Raw genomic sequence first — 16,679 nt, 5'->3', positions numbered from 1 at the left:
CAGAGGAGGAAGACCGTGCGCGTCGGTGTGCCCCGCGAGATCAAGAACCACGAGTACCGGGTGGCCATCACGCCGGCCGGCGTCCACGAGCTCGTCTCCCACGGCCACGAGGTCGTCATCGAGGCCGGTGCCGGCCTCGGCTCCTCCATCCCCGACGAGGAGTACACCGCCGCGGGCGCCCGCACGCTCGCCGCCGCGGACGACGTGTGGGCCGAAGGCGAGCTCATCCTCAAGGTCAAGGAGCCGGTCCCCGAGGAGTACCACCGGATGCGGGACGGGCAGACGCTCTTCACCTACCTGCACCTCGCCGCCTCCCGCTCGTGCACCGACGCGCTGCTGAACCGCAAGGTCACCGGCATCGCCTACGAGACGGTGCAGCTGCCGGACGGCTCGCTGCCGCTGCTCGCGCCGATGTCGGAGGTCGCCGGCCGGCTGGCGCCGCAGGTCGGCGCCGCCACGCTGCAGCGCCCCAGCGGCGGGCGCGGCGTGCTCATGGGCGGTGTGCCCGGGGTGCGCCCGGCACGGGTGGCGGTGCTCGGCGCCGGAGTCTCGGGCATGAACGCCACCCAGATCGCGGTGGGTATGGGCGCCGAGGTGACGCTGCTCGACCTCAACATCAACAAGCTGCGGCACGCCGACGCCATCTACCAGGGCCGGATCCGCACGGTGGCCTCCAACGCCTTCGAGATCGAGCAGGCGGTGCTGGGCGCCGACCTGGTCATCGGCGCCGTGCTCATTCCGGGCGCACGGGCCCCGAAGCTCGTCGACAACGCCCTGGTGTCCCGGATGAAGCCCGGCGCGGTCCTCGTCGACATCGCGGTGGACCAGGGCGGCTGCTTCGCCGACACCCGGCCCACCACGCACGCCGACCCCACGTTCGCGGTCCACGACACCGTCTTCTACTGCGTCGCGAACATGCCCGGCGCGGTGCCCAACACCTCCACCCACGCCCTGACCAAGGACACGCTGCCCTACGCCGTCGCCCTCGCGAACAAGGGCTGGCAGCGGGCACTGGCGGACGACCCGGCGCTGGCCCTGGGCCTGAACACGTTCGGCGGCGAACTGACCAACGAGGCGGTGGCCGAGGCGCACGACCTGAAGTCCCAGCCGGTGGCGGAGGTCCTGGGCCGGGTGTGACGGTGTCGGCGGCCGGCGTTCGGCCCGCGGCGTGCTGGCCGGTCCGGCCGGGGTCGGCCGGGGTCGGGTGAGCTCGGGTGGGGTCGGGTGGCCGCGCCGACGGCGCGGCCGCTCCGGGAGCCCCTCCGCCCCGGCACGGCCGGCCGTCCTGTTCCCCAGCTCGGCGGCTCGGGCTCCAGGACCGCCAGCCCGTTGGCGATACGGCGTGCGCCGGCCTTTCCGCCACCTCCGGGTACGCCCGGTCATGGTCCGGGTCGTCTCCGCGGCGGAGCTGCTGCCACCCGGGGTAGCGGTACGGGCCGTCGGGGCCGGTACGGAGGATGACGGTGTGGCGGTTGCCGCCGTCGAGAGCGGTCACCGCCGCCGTCCCGGGGCCGGGAAGGGGCGCGGCACCGTATGGCGGCCGTCCTGCGGAATGTGAAGCCTGGCCGCCGGTAGCAGCGTGCCCTCCCTCCGGGGCCGCTGGGCGTGTGGCTGGAGGCCGCCGCGTTCTCCGGTTCCGAAGCCTCGGCCGGGCGGGGCGCGCGGGCGGGGCACCCCGCCCCCCGCAGCGGAAGGTGACTCACCGGTAAGCGGGTTTTCCCACAACCCCGACCGATCAGCTGGTTGCGCCGGGTGAGAGGGGATACCGTCGAAGGGAAGGGCACCCCGCGCCCTTCGGTCCTGTTCCCGGCCCTCTGGAGGCGGAACCGCGTGTCACGCACGGAGCCGGCCACTCTCACCCGCGTCGCGACCGTCGACGTCACCCGGGTGCGGCTGCCGCTGGTCCACCCCAAGCCGCGGCACCGGCCGGACGGCGGGCGGCCGCGCTTCGCCGAGCGGATCCTGGTCCGGGTCTGCGACCCCTCGGGGGCCAGCGGCTGGGGCGAGGTCCCCGTGGCCGACTCCGAGCGCTGGCGGTCGCTGGTGCGGGACTTCGCGCCCGCGCTGCTGCGGCACGCCTGGCAGCGGCCCACCGATGTCGCGGCCGCCTGGGAGGACCTCCCCGCCGATCCGGCGGTGGAGTCGGGGCTGGACATCGCCTGCTGGGACCTGTGGAGCCGGCAGCGCGGCACCCCGCTGTCGCACGCCCTCGGGGGTTCCCGCACCGCCGTCACAGCCGGTGTCACGGTCACCCGGCAGCCCTCGCTGGAGTCGCTCGTCTACGAGGTCAACCGGCAGGTCGGCAGCGGTTTCCGCCGGATCCGGCTGGAGATCGAGCCGGGGTGGGACGTCGAGGCGGTGCGCGCCGTCCAGGCGGCGTATCCCTTCCTGGTGCTCCAGGTGACCGGCAGCGGACGCTACACCGAGGACCCCGAGCACCTCGCCGCCCTGCACGCGCTGGACGAGTACGGCCTGCTCGCCATCGAGCAGCCGTTCCCGGCCGGCGACCTCGCCGCGCACGCCCGCCTCCGCCGCGACCTCCGTACCCCCGTCGCCCTCGACTCCTCCATCGACTCGCTGGAGACGCTCGACGAGGCCATCCGGCTGGAGGCCGCCGGCGCCCTCAACCTGCGCCCGGCGCGCATGGGCGGCCTGACCCCGGCCCGCCGCGCCCACGACCGCGCGGTCGACGCCGGCTGGCAGGTCTGGTGCGGCGCCGACCAGGAGACCGGCATCGGCCGCGCCGCGCACGTCGCGCTCGCGTCCTTGCCCGGGGTGACCCTGCCCAGCGAGACCTCCGGCGCCGGCGGCTGGTTCACCCGCGATGTCGTCAGCCCGCCGGTGCGCTCGGACGACGGTGTCATCCCCGTCCCGCTCACCCAGCCGGGCCTGGGCCACACCGTCGACGAGCGGGCGGTCCGCGCCCTGGCGGTGCGCTCGACCCGCCTGTCCGCCGAGGACTGACCTCCCGGGGGACGCGGTCGGCGGGAGCCCGGCCCACCACCGTGCGCCGCCGCTCGGTCCGCACGCCCCCGACCAGCACGCGGAGGGGACGTTCCGGCAGCCGCACCGGACCGCGCGGGCGCGGAGGGATTGCGGTCCTGGCCGCACACACCGGAGCCGCTGCCGGCATGGCGCCCGGCGCGGACCCGCCGAGCGCTCGTGAGCCCTGGGGACACACCCGGCGATTTCAGCCCGACCTCTCGGCGACCGCCGACGGAGCTTGCGCCTCCCCATCGACGCCCCCGCCGCACCCCCGGCCAAACCCGGCATGCCTCCGGGGCGCCGGAGGGCGGCCGACACCCGCACGGACGTCGGGACCGCGCCCTGCCCGGACGCCCTCTCTCCGTCGGGGCCCGCGTTCGCGCGGTGACCAGCCGTACCGGCTCCCCGGGTGCTCCGCCCCGCACGGCCGACCGCGCGTCCGCGCGGTCTCCGCGGCGCCGTTCTCGGCGACGCGGTCGCGACGGCACGGAAATCACCACCCAAGCAGCTACGATCACTCTGCGTAATGATGGTTGGGCGACCGCCCACCCCCTTCCCGCGCTCCTCGCCGTGTCCGCTCTCCGGAGGGTCGACCGTGCTGTCCCGACGTACCGCCGCCCTGATCGCCGTCCCGCCGCTGCTGGTGGCGCTGTGCGGCCTGCCGCCCGCCGCAGCCGAGGTGGAGTCGCGGCGCTCGCTCCCCGTGGCGCCCGGTGTCACGCTCACCACGACCGAGACCACGGGTGACGGCGGCCCGCTGCGGCTCAACGCGCTCAGCGTGGACCTCGCCCATGGCGCGCGCGTCGGCTACGTCGACGCCGGGAAGGTCGCCTCGGCGGCGCGGCTGAGCGAGCACGCGGCCCGGACCGGGGCGGTGGCGGCGGTCAACGGCGACTTCTTCGACGCCGGCAACTCGCTGGCACCGCTCGGCGCCGCCGTACAGGACGGCGAGGCGGTGAAGTCCGCGACCGGGACGCACCGCTCCGCCGCCACCATCTCCGCCGCGGGACTCGGCAGGGTGGAGGAGCTGCTGTTCGAAGGAACCGCCGAACTCCCCGACGGGAGCCTGCGGATCGACCGCATGAACAGCCATGAGATACCGCGGGACGGGGTCGGCCTCTTCACCGCCCGCTGGGGCGGCCACCCGCGCGGGTCCGCGGTCGCCGGCGCGGAGCGCGTCACCGAGGTGGTGCTGTCCCGGGGAGTCGTGCGCGAGGTCCGCCCGCGCGTCCGGCCCCGGCCGGTCGCGGCGGGCGAGACCGTGCTGCTGGGCCGGGAGGCCGGCGCCGACCGCCTGGCCCGGCTCGCCGAGGGGGACCGCGTCACGGTGCGCCGCTCCCTGACGGCGGACGGCCGGGAGCCGCACACCGCCATCGGGGGCCGCAACGTGCTGCTGCGGGGCGGCCGGATCCTCGATGTGGACGACTCCGCCCGGCAGCCCCGCACCGCGATCGGGTTCTCGGCGGACGGCACCGACATGACGATCCTCGTGGCGGACGGCCGGCACGCCGGCAGCCGCGGGGCGACCCTGCGGGAGATGGCGGAACGCCTGAAGGCGGCAGGGGCCGTGCACGCCCTGGAGCTCGACGGTGGCGGGTCGTCCGCACTGCTCGCCCGCCCGCCCGGAGGGAGCGGCCTCGAACTGTGGAACCGTACCGGTGAGGACGAACGCGCGGTGCCGAACGGCCTGGCCGTCTACGCCCCGGAGGGTGGCGGCCGGCCGCACGGCCTCTGGGTGCGGCCGAAGCCGGACACGCGGCCGGCGCCGGGGCCCGCTTCCGTGCCGCACGCCGATCCGCACCGGGTCTTCGCCGGGCTGACCCGGTCGCTGCTGGCCACGGCCCACGACGACGCCTACGGGCCGGTCCGCACGCGGTTCTCCCCGGAGAGCGTCACATGGAGCGCGACCAGCGGGCGCGTCGCAGAGGGCCGGTTCACCGCCCCTGAGAGCCGCGGCAGGAGCACCGCGACGGTGACCGCCACCGCCGGCTCCGCGACCGGCGAGGTCGAGTTGGAGGTGCTCCCGCCGCCCGACCGGGTCGAGGCCACCGTGCCGAGCATCGCGTTCCCCGAGGCGGGCGGGTCGGCGACGTTCGGCCTGATCGGGACCGCACCCGACGGCACCCGGGCGCCCATCGAGCCGCTCGACGCCACCGTGCGCGCCGACTCCGGCCTGGTCGCCGTCGCGCCTCGCGGGGACGGCACGTTCGAGGTCCGGCCGGTGGCGAAGAGCGGGACCGGCGAGATCAGGATCGCGGTCGGGGACCGGCACGTCTCCGTCCCGGTGGGAATCGGCAGCACCGAGCAGACCGTCACCACGTTCGACGACCCGGCCCGCTGGTCCGCCGAGGCCACCCGCGCCACGGCCGACGTCGCCCCCGGCCGCGACTCCGGGCTGGCACTGCGCTACGACTTCACCGGCTCCGCCGGCACCCGCGCCGCGTACGCGGTGCCGCCCGCTCCGCTCACGGTCGACGGGCACACCCGAGCGCTGCGGCTCCGGCTCCGCGGCGACGCCAACGGCGCGCGGATCGCCGTCCGGCTGGTCGACGGCACGGGCCAGCGGCGCACCGCCTACGGCCCGGCGGTGGACTGGCGGGGCCGGCGCAGTGCGGAGATCCCGGTTCCCGAGGGCACGGCGCAGCCGGTCGCCGTGGACCGGCTGTACCTCGTGGAGGACCGCGCGTCGGCCTCCTACTCCGGCCGAGTGGTCTTCGAGCGGCTCACGGCGGAGATGACACCGGTGAAATAGCGCGGCGGCGCTCCGTTTTCCACCGATAACTCCCCGTACGCCCGCGTGGTCTTGCCGCCCGCGCGGGCTTTCGGGGATGATCAGTGCTCCCGACGACGCGGCAGGGAGGGTAGCGGTGGCGTTGTACGAGGTTCACGCCCGCAAGTGGGAGAACGGGTGGGAGCTGCGGGTCAAGGACGTCGGGGTGACCTGGTCGCCCTCACTGAGCGACGCGGAGTCCCGAGCCCGCGAGTACATCTCCGCCCAGGTGGAGGTGGAGGAGCAGAACGTCCACATCGAACTGCTGCCGAGAGTGAGCGACGACCTGGACCAGCTGGTCCTGGAGACCCGCCGCGCGGTGCACGACGCCGACGAGGCCATGCGGGGTGCGGCGGCGAAGGCGCGGGAGGCCGTCTACGGGCTGGCCGACGCCGGCCTCACCCCCACCGACATCTCGCACTACCTGGGCCTGTCACCGCAGCGCCTCCAGCAGCTCGCCCAGGGCTGATCCCCGACGTGGTCCGACCGAATTCACCGACGGAGCCGTGCACCCGCCCACGCAGACCAAACAGTCGGTACGGGACGGGTCCGGCCCCCGTCGGCTCCGGCCGGCCTCCCGCTCCGCAGCCGCTCGGACAGCCTCCCCGCTCCGCAGCCGCTCGGACAGCCTCCCCGCTCCGCAGCCGCTCGGACAGCCTCCCCGCTCCGCAGCCGCTCGGGCTGGACCCCACAACGGCCGATTGCGACCCAAGGAGAAGCATGCGGAAGTTCGCCGACGCGGCGGCCCTCGCCGCCGCCCGGGGAGAGCACCTCGGACACAGCGACTGGCACGTCATCACCCAGGACCGGATCGACGCGTTCGCCGAGGCGACGGACGACCGGCAGTGGATCCACGTCGACCCGCGACGCGCCGCCGACGGCCCGTTCGGTACCACGATCGCCCACGGCTTCCTGTCCCTGTCGCTGCTGCCGGCCCTCGCCGCCGAGGTGTACACGCTTGAGGAGCGGCCGCGGCTGCTGGTCAACTACGGCCTCAACCGGGTGCGGTTCCTCGCCCCGGTGGCGGTGGGGTCGCGGGTACGCGACGGCATCGAGCTGGTGGAGGCGGCGGAGTCGGCCAAGGGCGTCCTGCTCACCATGCGGCACGAGGTGGAGATCGAGGACGGCGGGCGCCCGGCCCTGGTCGCCGAGACACTGACGCTCGCCGTGCCCTGACCGCGCTTGCCGGCCGTGCCCTGACAGCGCCTGCCGGTACCGGCAGGCGCGCAGGCGCGCTCCGGCCCCGCGGCACCGACCGGGCCGCGGGCCGCCAGGCGCGGCCTCCCCCGTCCCGCCTGCTCTCGGCCAGCGCGAACACCCCGCAACCGCCGGGGCCGCCAGCTGTCCTCGGGTGAGACCCGGCTGGTCTCCTATGTGCCGCTGTTCGCGGCCAGCGCGGCGTTCTACGACATCCTGCGGGCGGACGAGTCCACGATCGAGGGCCCGCTCCGGCGCGTGCTGCTCGACGAGGCGTTCGAGCGCCTGGACGACCCGGCGGTCGCGCGGCTGCTGGAGCCGCTGGTGGACCTCGGCATGGACGGGGCCAGCACGCGGCCGTCCGGTGGGGGTCTCGCCGAAGAGCGAGCGCATGGCGCAGGGCCGGGTCGCGGCGGCTGGCGCCGGCCCGCCGGTACTCGGCGCTGTCCGGGATCGCCGGGAGATGCGGTGTCTCGCTAGTGTTGCCCCACTCGTGGCTTATCAACGAAAGGGAGCAAGATGAGCGGACAGGACTCCGATTCGGCCAAACTCAGCGAGCTCGTATCGTTTCTCCGCGGGCTGGACCACGACCTCGACTCCGGCGCTCCTTCGCTTTCAGAGACTCTGGCCATGGCGGAGGCCGCCCGGGACAGCAAGTCGGAGGACCCCGAGACGCGTCGTGCGGCCTCCGGCAAGGCGGCAGCGGCCACCCGCGCGTACAAGAATAGGAACGACCTGGGCCCCGACTTCCACCCGAAGCGAACGAGCGGGGGCAAGGGCAGGAGCGCCGGATAGCGGTAGCCCCCGCTCCCCCGCCGCGGGACCGCGCGGCCGCGTCCGGGCGTCCTCGGGTGCGGTCGGCGGCGCCCCGGCGGCAGGTCTGCGACGGACGGAGGAAGCGATGCGGACGATCGGACTGATCGGCGGGATGAGCTGGGAGTCCTCGGCGGAGTACTACCGGCTGCTCAACGAGCTGACCCGCGAGCGGCTGGGCGGGCACCACTGCGCGCCGAGCGTCATGGTGACGGTGGACTTCGCCGAGATCGAGGCCATGCAGCGGGCCGGGGACTGGCCCGGCGCCGGGCGGCGGCTCGCCGAGGCCGCCTCCAGCCTGGAGCGCGCCGGAGCCGACCTGGTGGTGCTGTGCACCAACACCATGCACCGCGTCGCGGACCACGTCACGGCGGCGGTGCGGATCCCGTTCGTGGACATCGTGGACGCCACCGCCGAGCGGATCCGCGCCGCCGGAGCGCGGACCGTCGGGCTCCTGGGGACCCGCTTCACCATGGAGGGCGAGTTCTACCGCGCCCGGATGCGGGAGCACGGCGTCGAGGTCCTCGTCCCCGGTGAAGCGGACCGCACCCTCGTGCACGAGGTCATCTACCAGGAACTCACCCTGGGGCGGGTCCGGGACGAGTCGCGGCGGGAGTTCGTCCGCGTCGTCGGCGACCTCGCCGCGCGCGGCGCCGCGGGCGTGGTCCTCGGATGCACGGAGATCACCCTGCTCATCGGCCCGGACGATGTCGCGGTGCCGGTGTTCGACTCCACCCGGCTGCACGTGGAGCGGGCGCTGGATCTGGCCCTGGCCGCCCCCGGCGCTCCCCTCGCGCATGACGCGCGTTTGCATGACCGGCCGGTGGCCGGGTAGGGCGGCGGGCACCGGGTTATTCCCGATCGGGCCTGTCGCAAGGGCAACACCGGTCGGCGGCCGGCCCGGCTGATAACTTTTTACCCGCGAGAGACTCGCGATTTTATTGCAGATGACTTGTTCACAGGAAGGTGCGTAGATGTCCGCGCCATATTCGCTGCCCGACCTGCCCTACGACTACAGCGCGCTGGAGCCGTGGATCTCCGGGCAGATCATGGAGCTCCACCACGACAAGCACCACGCGACCTACGTCAAGGGTGCGAACGACGCGCTGGAGCAGCTCGCGGAGGCCCGCGCCAAGGAGAGCCTGGGCACGGTCAACCTGCTGCAGAAGAACCTCGCGTTCAACCTGGCCGGGCACGTCAACCACTCGGTCTTCTGGCCGAACCTGTCGCCGGACGGCGGCGACAAGCCCGAGGGCGAGCTCGCCGCGGCGATCAGCGACGCGTTCGGGTCCTTCGACGCCTTCCGCGCGCACTTCAACGCGGCCGCCACCGGCATCCAGGGCTCTGGGTGGGCGATCCTGGCGTGGGACATCCTGGGGCAGAAGCTGATCATCGAGCAGCTCTACGACCACCAGGGCAACCTGGCCGCCGGCTCCTACCCGCTGCTGCTGCTCGACATGTGGGAGCACGCGTTCTACCTGCAGTACAAGAACGTGAAGGCCGACTACGTCAAGGCGTTCTGGAACGTCGTGAACTGGGCCGACGTGCAGCGCCGCTTCGCCGACGCGCGTCAGGTGAAGCTCGCCTAGCACACGTCCGCGCGCTTCTCGCCTATCCGTCGAAGGGCGGCGCCTCCGGGGCGCCGCCCTTCGGCGTGCGTGCGGGCGTGCGCCCCGCTCAGTCGCCGAGCATCGCGACGGCCTCGGCCGCCGAGTCGGCGACCGGGTGGCCGGTGGCCTCCAGGCGGGCCCGCGACATCAGGCCGGTGGCGACCAGGACGGCGTGCGCCCCGGCCTCGCGGGCGGCGCGGGCGTCGTCGTCGATGTCGCCGATCAGCGCCACCGTCGAGGGGCTGATGCCCTGCGCCTCCAGGTGCTGGACGAGGTGCTCGGCCTTGGAGTCGTGCGCGCCGTCGTGGCGGCGGCCGTCCACCCGGGTGAAGTGCCGGGTCAGGCCGCGTTCGGTGATGAGCGGCTCCAGGTGCCGGTGCGCGGCCATGGACAGCAGCGACTGGGTGCGGCCGCGCCCCGTCCAGGACGTGAGCACCTGGAGCGCGCCGTCGGCCAGCCGGCAGGACGGCAGCAGCGAGCTGTAATGGCGGTCGTAGGTCTGGTTGAGACGTGCCCACTCCTCGTCGGCGAGCGGGCGGCCGAACAGCTCCTCGTAGCAGGCGAGCAGCGGCCGGCGGAACACGGCACGCCAGTACTCCAGCTCGACGGGTGCGCGCCCGAACTCGGCGCACACCTGGTTGAGCGCGGCGAGGTTGGCGTGGTTGTCGTCGAGCAGGGTCCCGTTCCAGTCCCAGACGATGTGCGTGATGCCGTTCGGAGGTGCGATCGCGTCCTGTCCCACGCAGTGCACTCTAGACGAGCGGTCGCCGCGGTGCGGGCGGGCGGCCGCCCGCCCGCACCGCCGCACCCCGGGCTGGGCTGCGGCGCCATGTCCGACGGACCCGCGCTGCGGAGCGGCAGCCGGTCCTCCGCGGCTCCCCTCCTCGACCTCGCGGCGGTCGGGACTCCTGGCGGCCCCCTGGTGGTCTGCGCCGACGGCGACGGGGCGGTGTGGACGTGGGAGCCGCTGCGGGACGTGTGGCGCAGCCGTCCCCTGGCGTACGCCTTCACCGGGGACCCGCTCGCCGCCGCCTACCCCGACGCCGAGAACGAGATCGACGCGGTGGCCGCGGTCGTCGCCGGCGGCCGTGTGGTGCTCGCGGCGGGCGGAGCCGAGCAGGGGCCGGCCCTGTGGGACCTGGAGAGCGGCGCCCTGATCCGCGGGACGGACTACGACGCCCCCTACCTCGGGGCCGTCACCGCGGTGCGGGGAGCGGCCCCGCCGCGGTTCGTGACAGGCTCGCAGTACGTCGGCGAACTCCGCGTGTGGGCACCGTCGGCTGGCACCGCCCCGCTGGAGCTGCCGAGCGGCGAGGCCGACATCGTCGGCCTCGCCGCCGCGTCGGTGGCGGGCCGTGCGCTGGCCGCGGCGGTCGGCCTCGGGGTCGACGTGTGGGACCTGACGCGGGGCGAGCGGGTAGCGGAGCTGGACTGCGCCGGTGAGGAGGTCGGCGCGGTCTCGATCACCCGCCTCGGCGACCGGCCGATCGTGGCCGTGGCCGCCGGGGCGGACGTGCGTGTCTGGGGGCTGTCCGGGGACGGCGCCGAAGCGCTGCGCGCCGCGGTCACCGGTCACGGGGCACCGATCCTCGCCATGGACACCGCCGTCGTCGGCGGCCGGCCGGTCGCGGTGACCGCGTCCGAGGACGGGGCGGTGCGGATGTGGGACCTGGTCGAGGCGGCGCCGGTCGGTACGCCGTTCGGACACGGGTCCGGCGCCGTGCTCCTGCGGACCGCGGAGTTCCGCGGCCGCCCGGTCGTCCTCGGCACGGGCGGGGACGGCGCGATCCGTGTCTGGGACCTTGCCGCGGCCCTGCCGTGACGCGTCGCCCGGTCAGTCGGCCATCGGCCCCTGACCGGCACTGGCCAGCGCGCACCGGCGCCTCGTCACCGGTCTAGGCGGGGGCGGCGTCGCCGGCCGCCTCGCCCGCCGCGTCGCGGCGGCGCCGGCGTCGGCGGGCGCGCCACACCCAGACGATCGCGGCGATCGACAGCGGGGTCACCACGAGGATGATGACGGGCAGCAGGATCGCCAGCACGGAGACCACGGTGCTGATGACGTCCTCCACCGTGCTGATCACCGGCGCGCCGGCCCCGGCCGTGACCGTGTTGAGCACCGGGCGGGCGAGCGCCTTGAGCCCGTGGAAGACGAGCGCGATCACGATTCCGCAGACGACCGGCCACCACGACCCGTCCCCGGTGCCGGCCGCCGCGATCTCGTCGGTGGTGATGGCGGAGGCGCCGGCCCCGAAGGTGATGCCGCCCGAGGTCGGCCGGACGAAGGTCTGGATGACGTCGTTGACGCTGTCCACGGCCGGGATCTTGTCGGCGACGAGTTCGACGACCAGCAGGAGCGCGACGATCCCGAGCACGACCGGGTGCTCCAGCCACTGCCACGACGCCGACAGCGGAAGCGCGTCGGTGTAGCGGGCGAGCAGCCCCACAGCCAGTAACGGTACGTAGGCGTTCAGCCCGGCGGCCGAGGCCAGTCCGGTCCCGGTCAGCACCTCTAGCATGCGTCCTCTTCCAGTCTCGGGGGATGGCGGCACAGGAAGAGACGCCGGGCCGCGCCGTACGGTTCCTGGCGCCCGGGGGCCCGCGCTCGCGGGGCGCCCGCGCCGGTCGGCGCGCAGCGGTCACGTCACCGGCGGCCCCGCGTGTCGGCGGCGCGCACCGGGGCACCGGAGTCGCGGCCGTACCGCTCGCTGGCGCGTCGGCGGCGCAGCAGGTCCCAGCACTGGTTGAGCGCCGTCTCCAGTTCGCGCATGCGCTCGCGCTCCTCGGGGGTGAGCCGGTGCTCGTGCTGCTCCCGGAGGTCGCGCTCCTCGGTGACGAGTTCCCCGATCCGCCGGATGATCTCCGCTTCGTGGCTCCTCGGACGGTCCATGTTCTCCATGGTCGGCGCTGCCGCGGCCCGGTGGCAAGGGCCGGCCGCCTCGTCCCCGCAGGTCACGGCCCTGTTGGCGGCGGCGCGGTTGGCCGGGGCCCCCGCCGGGAAGGTTCCGGCCGTCGCCGGTGGCCGTCCGCGGCCACTCCCCCTCGCACCGGCTTGGAGAACTGCGTTGAAGATCTACGCCGATCGGCCCGCGCGCCGCCTCCTGCAGATCTGCGGCGACGCGGCCGCGCTCGCCTGGATCGCCGGGTGGGTGTGGGCGGCGGTGGCGCTCCGGGACGCGCTCACCCGGCTGGCGGGGCCCGGCGAACTGCTGGCCGACGCGGGCAGCGGGCTGAGTTCCAGCATGGAAGACGCGGCGGAGCGCGTCCGGGAGCTGCCGGTGGTCGGCGAGGGGCTCAGCGCCCCGTTCGGCAGCGTCGGGGCGGCCGGCGGGACGCTCTCCGAGGCGGGGCAGCGGTTCCAGGAGGCGGCCGGCGACGCGGCGCTGGCGCTGCCGCTGCTCACCGCGCTGCTGCCGGGCCTGGTGGTGCTGGTCGGCTGGTTGCCGCCGCGGGTGCGCTGGGTGCGCCAGGCGGCCGACGTGCGGCGCGCCCGCGCCCTGGACGGGGACGCGGCGGACCGGCTGCTGGCCCTGCGGGCGCTCACCCGCGTCCCGGTCGGCCGGCTCGCGCGGGTGCACGCCGATCCGGCCGCGGCGTGGCGGGACGGCGACGCGGCGGCCACGGCGCGGCTGGCCCGGGTCGAGCTCGACCGGCTGGGTCTGCGCCCCTGAGCGGGTCCGCCCGCCGCGGCCGCGCCCGGCCGAGCTCCGGGGACGGCCGACAATTCCGACGTATCGTCCGGAGCACCGATACTCGGTAGGGAACGCGCGCTGTCCGGCCACCGGATCCGCTCGACCGTTCCCGCTCGCGGAGCACGCCGGCACCGGCCGCGCACGAGCCGCGGGCCTGCCGAGCACAGCGGGAAATATACCCGGAGGGGGTATCGTTGGACCACGAAGAGCAGAAGGATCAGGGGGGCGCGGGCATGGCCACCTACGGCTACCACGACCACAAGCAGCAGCACATCAACCGGCTGCGCCGCATCGAGGGGCAGGTGCGCGGGCTCCAGCGGATGGTGGAGGACGACGACTACTGCATCGACATCCTCACCCAGACGGCCGCGGTGAACAAGGCGCTGCGCTCGTTCGCCCTCGCGCTGCTCGACGAGCACCTGAAGCACTGCGTCGCCCACGCGGTGGCCAACGGCGGCGAGGAGGCCGACCTCAAGGTCCGGGAGGCGTCGGACGCGATCGCCCGGCTGGTCCGCTCCTGACCGACGCCCCCGGCCCACCGTCCGGGCCGAGGCGGCGCGCCGCTCCCGGCGCGTCCGCGCGGCCCCGCCCCCGATCAGCCCCGCTGCCGCTCCGCCCGCTCCCGCAGCCGCGCCGCCTCGGCCCGCACGTGCTCGGGGTCGAGGTAGTGGCCGGCCTCGATGTCCACGAACGTGGACGGCTTGCCGTGCATGAACCCCAGCCGGGAGACCTCGCCGCCCAGCAGCGAGCGGATCGCCCAGTTGGCCGCCACCCGGGCCCGCGCCGGGCCGGAGGGCACCGTAGCGAGGTGGTAGCCGCGGGTCACCAGCATCGCGGGCAGCCCGGCCAGGTCCACCCCGAGCGGCCGGGCCACCGCGTCCCGGCCGCTGAGGTCGACCACCAGGCCCTTGTCGGTGTAGGAGAAGGGCCGCAGCGGCCGGCCGAGGATGGAGTTGATGATGTTGTCCGCCGCCGCCCGCCCCTCGTGGATCGCGTACTGGGCGGTGGGCGGGCAGAGCGCCTCCTCGGCGTCCTTGGTCAGGTCCGGGATCGCCGCGGCGTCGCCGACCGCGAAGACCTCGCGCGCGTCGGGCACCGCGAGGTCCGCTCCCACCCGCAGCCGCCCCCGCTCGGTGGGCGCCCCCAGGGACGACACCAGCGGGCTCGGCGAGGTGCCAGCCGTCCAGATGAGCGTCCGGCAGGGCAGTACCCGGCCGTCGGTGAGCGTCACCTTGTTCTCGGAGACCTCGCGGACCGACACCTCCAGCTTCACCTCGATACCGCGCCGCCGCAGCAGGTCCAGCGCCTCCTCGCCGAGCCGGGGACCCAGCTCGGGCAGCAGCCGCGGCGCGATGTCCACCAGGTGCCACCGGATCGCCGAGGCGAGGTCGGGGTAGCGGTCGGCGGCCTCCTCGGTCAGCCGGTGCAGGGACGCCGCCGTCTCCACCCCCGTGTAGCCGCCGCCCACGACGATGAACCGCGAGCGCTCCTCCCGCTCCACCGGGTCCTGGCTGGCGTTGGCGAGCTCCAGCTGCCCGAGGACGTGGTCGCGCAGCACCACCGCCTCGGCGAGGTTCTTGTTCCCGAACCCGTACTCGGTCAGGCCCGGGATGTCGAAGACCCGCGTCAGGCTGCCGGGGGCGAGCAGCAGCCGGTCGTAGGGCTCGTAGGTCAGCTCGTCGGAGATCTTGCGGATGAGGACGGCCCGGGCCTGCGTGTCGACCCCGATCGCGGACCCCGGGACGATGCGGGTGCGGCGCAGCAGCCGGTGCAGCGAGACCGCCAGCGACTGCGGGGTCAGCAGCCCGGAGGACACCTGCGGGAGGAGCGGCGTGTAGAGCATGTAGTCGTTGGGCGCCACCAGCACGAGTTCGGCCGCGCCCTTCGGGATCCGGCGTTCCAGCCGCCGTATGGCGTTCAGCCCCGCGAACCCGGGGCCGACCACCACGATGCGAGGCCGTGACATCGTCGAACCACTCTCCCTCCTGGTGGCCCGGCGTCCCGCCGTGTACCGTTCGGCCGACACCGGACGGATCGCGTCGTTCGTGACAGGTTGCCCGGCGACCCGGGGGTCAAACGTAGCCGCGCCCGCCGCCGCGCTCCGCCGGGCGCGCCGGACGCCAGCGCGGTTTGGCGACACCTTGACCTCGCGGTGCCCCGGCCCGTCTGGCGGTCCGCTCAGGCGCCGCGCCGCACGTCGCGCCGCGGCCGCCGGGGGCCGCGGCGGGCCGGCGTCCCCATCACCCCCTCGCGGGCGAGCAGCAGCACAGCGCCCGCCAGGACGGTCCAGATCTGGGCGGGGAGGATCCAGAAGCGCTCCATGCCGCCCAGCCCCAGGCCGAGGTCGATGCCGGTCATGAAGAGCACCGTGGCGGCCACCCCGACCAGTCCGAGCACGAGGGCGGTGGAGGCCGTGGGCCGCAGCGCGCCCGCGCGGGCCCCGAGGCCCGCCAGGACGAGGCCGACGTTGCCGGCGGCCAGCAGGAGCGCGCCCGCGGAGTGCGCCTGCGGCTGCACGTCGGCCGGAGCCAGACCCACGATGATCCAGCCCGCACCCGCCACGGCGAGCAGCACCCCGGCGCCCCACGACGCGACAGCGCCGCGCCGCCACAGGGTCCGGACGAGCAGCGCCCCGGCGATGAACGCCACCCCCTGGAGTACGAAGGACGCGTTCATGACGCCGTGCAGCGGCGAGCAGATGTAGCGGCCGGCCCAGTCGCCGCACTCGACGGCGCCGAGGTCGCTGACGTTGTTGGCCGACCAGCTGTAGGGCTGCGGCCACGCCCACTGCACGACGAGGTGGGCGGCGAGGAACTGGGCGGCGCCCAGCAGCCACGCGATGGCTCCGAGGCGGGTGCTCCGCGACACTGCGGGGACCTCGTGTTCTTCCGTTCCGAGCACGTGCGCTGCCTCCTGTCTGGTTCCGGATCTGTCGGACCCCGCCCCCGGCCCGCCGCGTAGGCCGGAGCCGCGGCGGCCGACCCGGGGCGGCCTCCTGACGTCCCGTGCCCACGGAACGGCGCCGCATGCGGCGGCCCCGCCGATCCGCGGGCACGACCGCGAGGCCGCTCCCCGGGGGACGCGCCCGCGGTGCGGCACCGCGCGCCCGCGGCCCCCGCGCCAGACCGCTCCGCGCCCTCGCCGGCCCCGCCCGGAGCGCGGTTCCCGGCCGAGGAGCCAACGGGGAGGGTCGCATGATGCCGCTGATCGCGTCGCCCTTGGCCTGGATCCCGTCCGTCGGCCGGGAGCGGGTGCCGTCCCGGTCTGAGCGCGGGTACCGCTCATCACAGGCCCTCCACGGGCCCTGCGGTTCAGGGAATGCGCGCCACGGCGCGCCCGCGGACCGCCCCCGGGTCCCGTCGGCCCCCGGCGGTGATCACGCCGCCGCTCGGCCACGGCCATCGGTTCGGGGCGGCGCCGGCTCGATCCGTTTCCAGGCCGCCTCGGCCGGCTCACCGGCCCCACCGCACCGGGCTTCACCCCAGCCGCAGCTGGCCGGACGCCCCTCCTGGCAGACGCCCTCTGGCCGAGGTGCCGGAGGAAGGGCCGGAACCCCGGCCGCGCCCATCCCGCTCACGCGGCCGGCCTCCCCGACCGTGCGCGGGACCCGGACCG

General features: G+C 75.2%; 17 protein-coding genes. 12 read left to right on the top strand and 5 right to left on the bottom strand.

Going from position 1 to position 16,679, the window contains the following annotated elements; genetic code table 11:
• Nucleotides 1-15: 15 nt before the first annotated feature.
• The 9 genes from ald to DEF28_RS12575 all read left to right on the top strand — a co-directional run bounded on the left by ald (nucleotide 16) and on the right by DEF28_RS12575 (nucleotide 9,354).
• Nucleotides 16-1,137 (top strand): alanine dehydrogenase, encoded by a 1,122-nt coding sequence (gene ald / locus DEF28_RS12615; RefSeq protein WP_114396875.1) that lies wholly within the window; start codon nucleotides 16-18, stop codon nucleotides 1,135-1,137.
• Nucleotides 1,138-1,830: 693 nt separating this feature from the next.
• A complete protein-coding gene (locus DEF28_RS12610) occupies nucleotides 1,831-2,964 on the top strand; it encodes an enolase C-terminal domain-like protein (RefSeq protein WP_114396876.1) in 1,134 nt (377 codons plus the stop codon).
• A gap of 616 nt (nucleotides 2,965-3,580) precedes the next feature.
• Entirely contained in the window at nucleotides 3,581-5,737 is a 2,157-nt protein-coding gene (locus tag DEF28_RS12605; RefSeq protein ID WP_114396877.1) for a phosphodiester glycosidase family protein, read from the top strand.
• Nucleotides 5,738-5,852: 115 nt separating this feature from the next.
• Nucleotides 5,853-6,224 (top strand): hypothetical protein, encoded by a 372-nt coding sequence (locus tag DEF28_RS12600; RefSeq protein WP_114396878.1) that lies wholly within the window; start codon nucleotides 5,853-5,855, stop codon nucleotides 6,222-6,224.
• A gap of 251 nt (nucleotides 6,225-6,475) precedes the next feature.
• Nucleotides 6,476-6,931, top strand: coding sequence for a MaoC family dehydratase (locus DEF28_RS12595; RefSeq protein ID WP_114396879.1), 456 nt, complete (start codon nucleotides 6,476-6,478; stop codon nucleotides 6,929-6,931).
• Nucleotides 6,932-7,129: 198 nt separating this feature from the next.
• Entirely contained in the window at nucleotides 7,130-7,432 is a 303-nt protein-coding gene (locus DEF28_RS29120) for a hypothetical protein (RefSeq protein WP_233515266.1), read from the top strand.
• A 150-nt stretch (nucleotides 7,433-7,582) separates the two neighbouring features.
• Nucleotides 7,583-7,747: a hypothetical protein gene (locus DEF28_RS27535; protein ID WP_158562805.1), complete on the top strand. Its 165-nt coding sequence runs from the start codon at nucleotides 7,583-7,585 to the stop codon at nucleotides 7,745-7,747.
• A gap of 106 nt (nucleotides 7,748-7,853) precedes the next feature.
• Nucleotides 7,854-8,600, top strand: coding sequence for an aspartate/glutamate racemase family protein (locus DEF28_RS12580; RefSeq protein ID WP_114396882.1), 747 nt, complete (start codon nucleotides 7,854-7,856; stop codon nucleotides 8,598-8,600).
• Nucleotides 8,601-8,739: 139 nt separating this feature from the next.
• Nucleotides 8,740-9,354 (top strand): superoxide dismutase, encoded by a 615-nt coding sequence (locus tag DEF28_RS12575; RefSeq protein ID WP_114396883.1) that lies wholly within the window; start codon nucleotides 8,740-8,742, stop codon nucleotides 9,352-9,354.
• Nucleotides 9,355-9,442: 88 nt separating this feature from the next.
• Here DEF28_RS12575 and DEF28_RS12570 read toward each other — a convergent pair whose 3' ends face one another.
• Nucleotides 9,443-10,117: an HAD family hydrolase gene (locus tag DEF28_RS12570; RefSeq protein WP_114396884.1), complete on the bottom strand. Its 675-nt coding sequence runs from the start codon at nucleotides 10,115-10,117 to the stop codon at nucleotides 9,443-9,445.
• A gap of 87 nt (nucleotides 10,118-10,204) precedes the next feature.
• Here DEF28_RS12570 and DEF28_RS12565 point away from each other — a divergent pair, with 87 nt between their 5' ends.
• Nucleotides 10,205-11,197 (top strand): WD40 repeat domain-containing protein, encoded by a 993-nt coding sequence (locus tag DEF28_RS12565; RefSeq protein WP_147280076.1) that lies wholly within the window; start codon nucleotides 10,205-10,207, stop codon nucleotides 11,195-11,197.
• Nucleotides 11,198-11,270: 73 nt separating this feature from the next.
• Here the strand turns inward: DEF28_RS12565 and DEF28_RS12560 are convergent, their stop codons facing one another.
• Both DEF28_RS12560 and DEF28_RS12555 read right to left on the bottom strand, forming a co-directional pair.
• Complete coding sequence (locus tag DEF28_RS12560) at nucleotides 11,271-11,891, bottom strand: DUF4126 domain-containing protein (protein WP_114396886.1); 621 nt, start codon at nucleotides 11,889-11,891, stop codon at nucleotides 11,271-11,273.
• A 125-nt stretch (nucleotides 11,892-12,016) separates the two neighbouring features.
• A complete protein-coding gene (locus DEF28_RS12555; RefSeq protein ID WP_114396887.1) occupies nucleotides 12,017-12,262 on the bottom strand; it encodes a DUF2630 family protein in 246 nt (81 codons plus the stop codon).
• Between the two features lie 175 nt (nucleotides 12,263-12,437).
• On the opposite strand from DEF28_RS12555, the gene DEF28_RS12550 reads away from it, so the two are divergent.
• Complete coding sequence (locus DEF28_RS12550) at nucleotides 12,438-13,043, top strand: hypothetical protein (protein WP_114396888.1); 606 nt, start codon at nucleotides 12,438-12,440, stop codon at nucleotides 13,041-13,043.
• Nucleotides 13,044-13,297: 254 nt separating this feature from the next.
• On the top strand, nucleotides 13,298-13,585 hold the full coding sequence (locus tag DEF28_RS12545) for a metal-sensitive transcriptional regulator (RefSeq protein WP_114396889.1): 288 nt from the start codon (nucleotides 13,298-13,300) through the stop codon (nucleotides 13,583-13,585).
• 74 nt (nucleotides 13,586-13,659) lie between these two features.
• On the opposite strand, the gene DEF28_RS12540 is transcribed toward DEF28_RS12545, so the two are convergent.
• Complete coding sequence (locus DEF28_RS12540) at nucleotides 13,660-15,030, bottom strand: NAD(P)/FAD-dependent oxidoreductase (protein WP_114396890.1); 1,371 nt, start codon at nucleotides 15,028-15,030, stop codon at nucleotides 13,660-13,662.
• A gap of 212 nt (nucleotides 15,031-15,242) precedes the next feature.
• Nucleotides 15,243-15,965, bottom strand: coding sequence for a DUF998 domain-containing protein (locus DEF28_RS27530; RefSeq protein ID WP_158562804.1), 723 nt, complete (start codon nucleotides 15,963-15,965; stop codon nucleotides 15,243-15,245).
• Nucleotides 15,966-16,679: the final 714 nt, after the last annotated feature.

This window comes from Marinitenerispora sediminis, assembly GCF_003336425.1.
GTDB classification, from domain to species: Bacteria; Actinomycetota; Actinomycetes; order Streptosporangiales; family Streptosporangiaceae; genus Marinitenerispora; species Marinitenerispora sediminis.
Note: the sequence above shows the minus strand (reverse complement) of the source record. Positions and strands in the feature narration are given on the sequence as shown.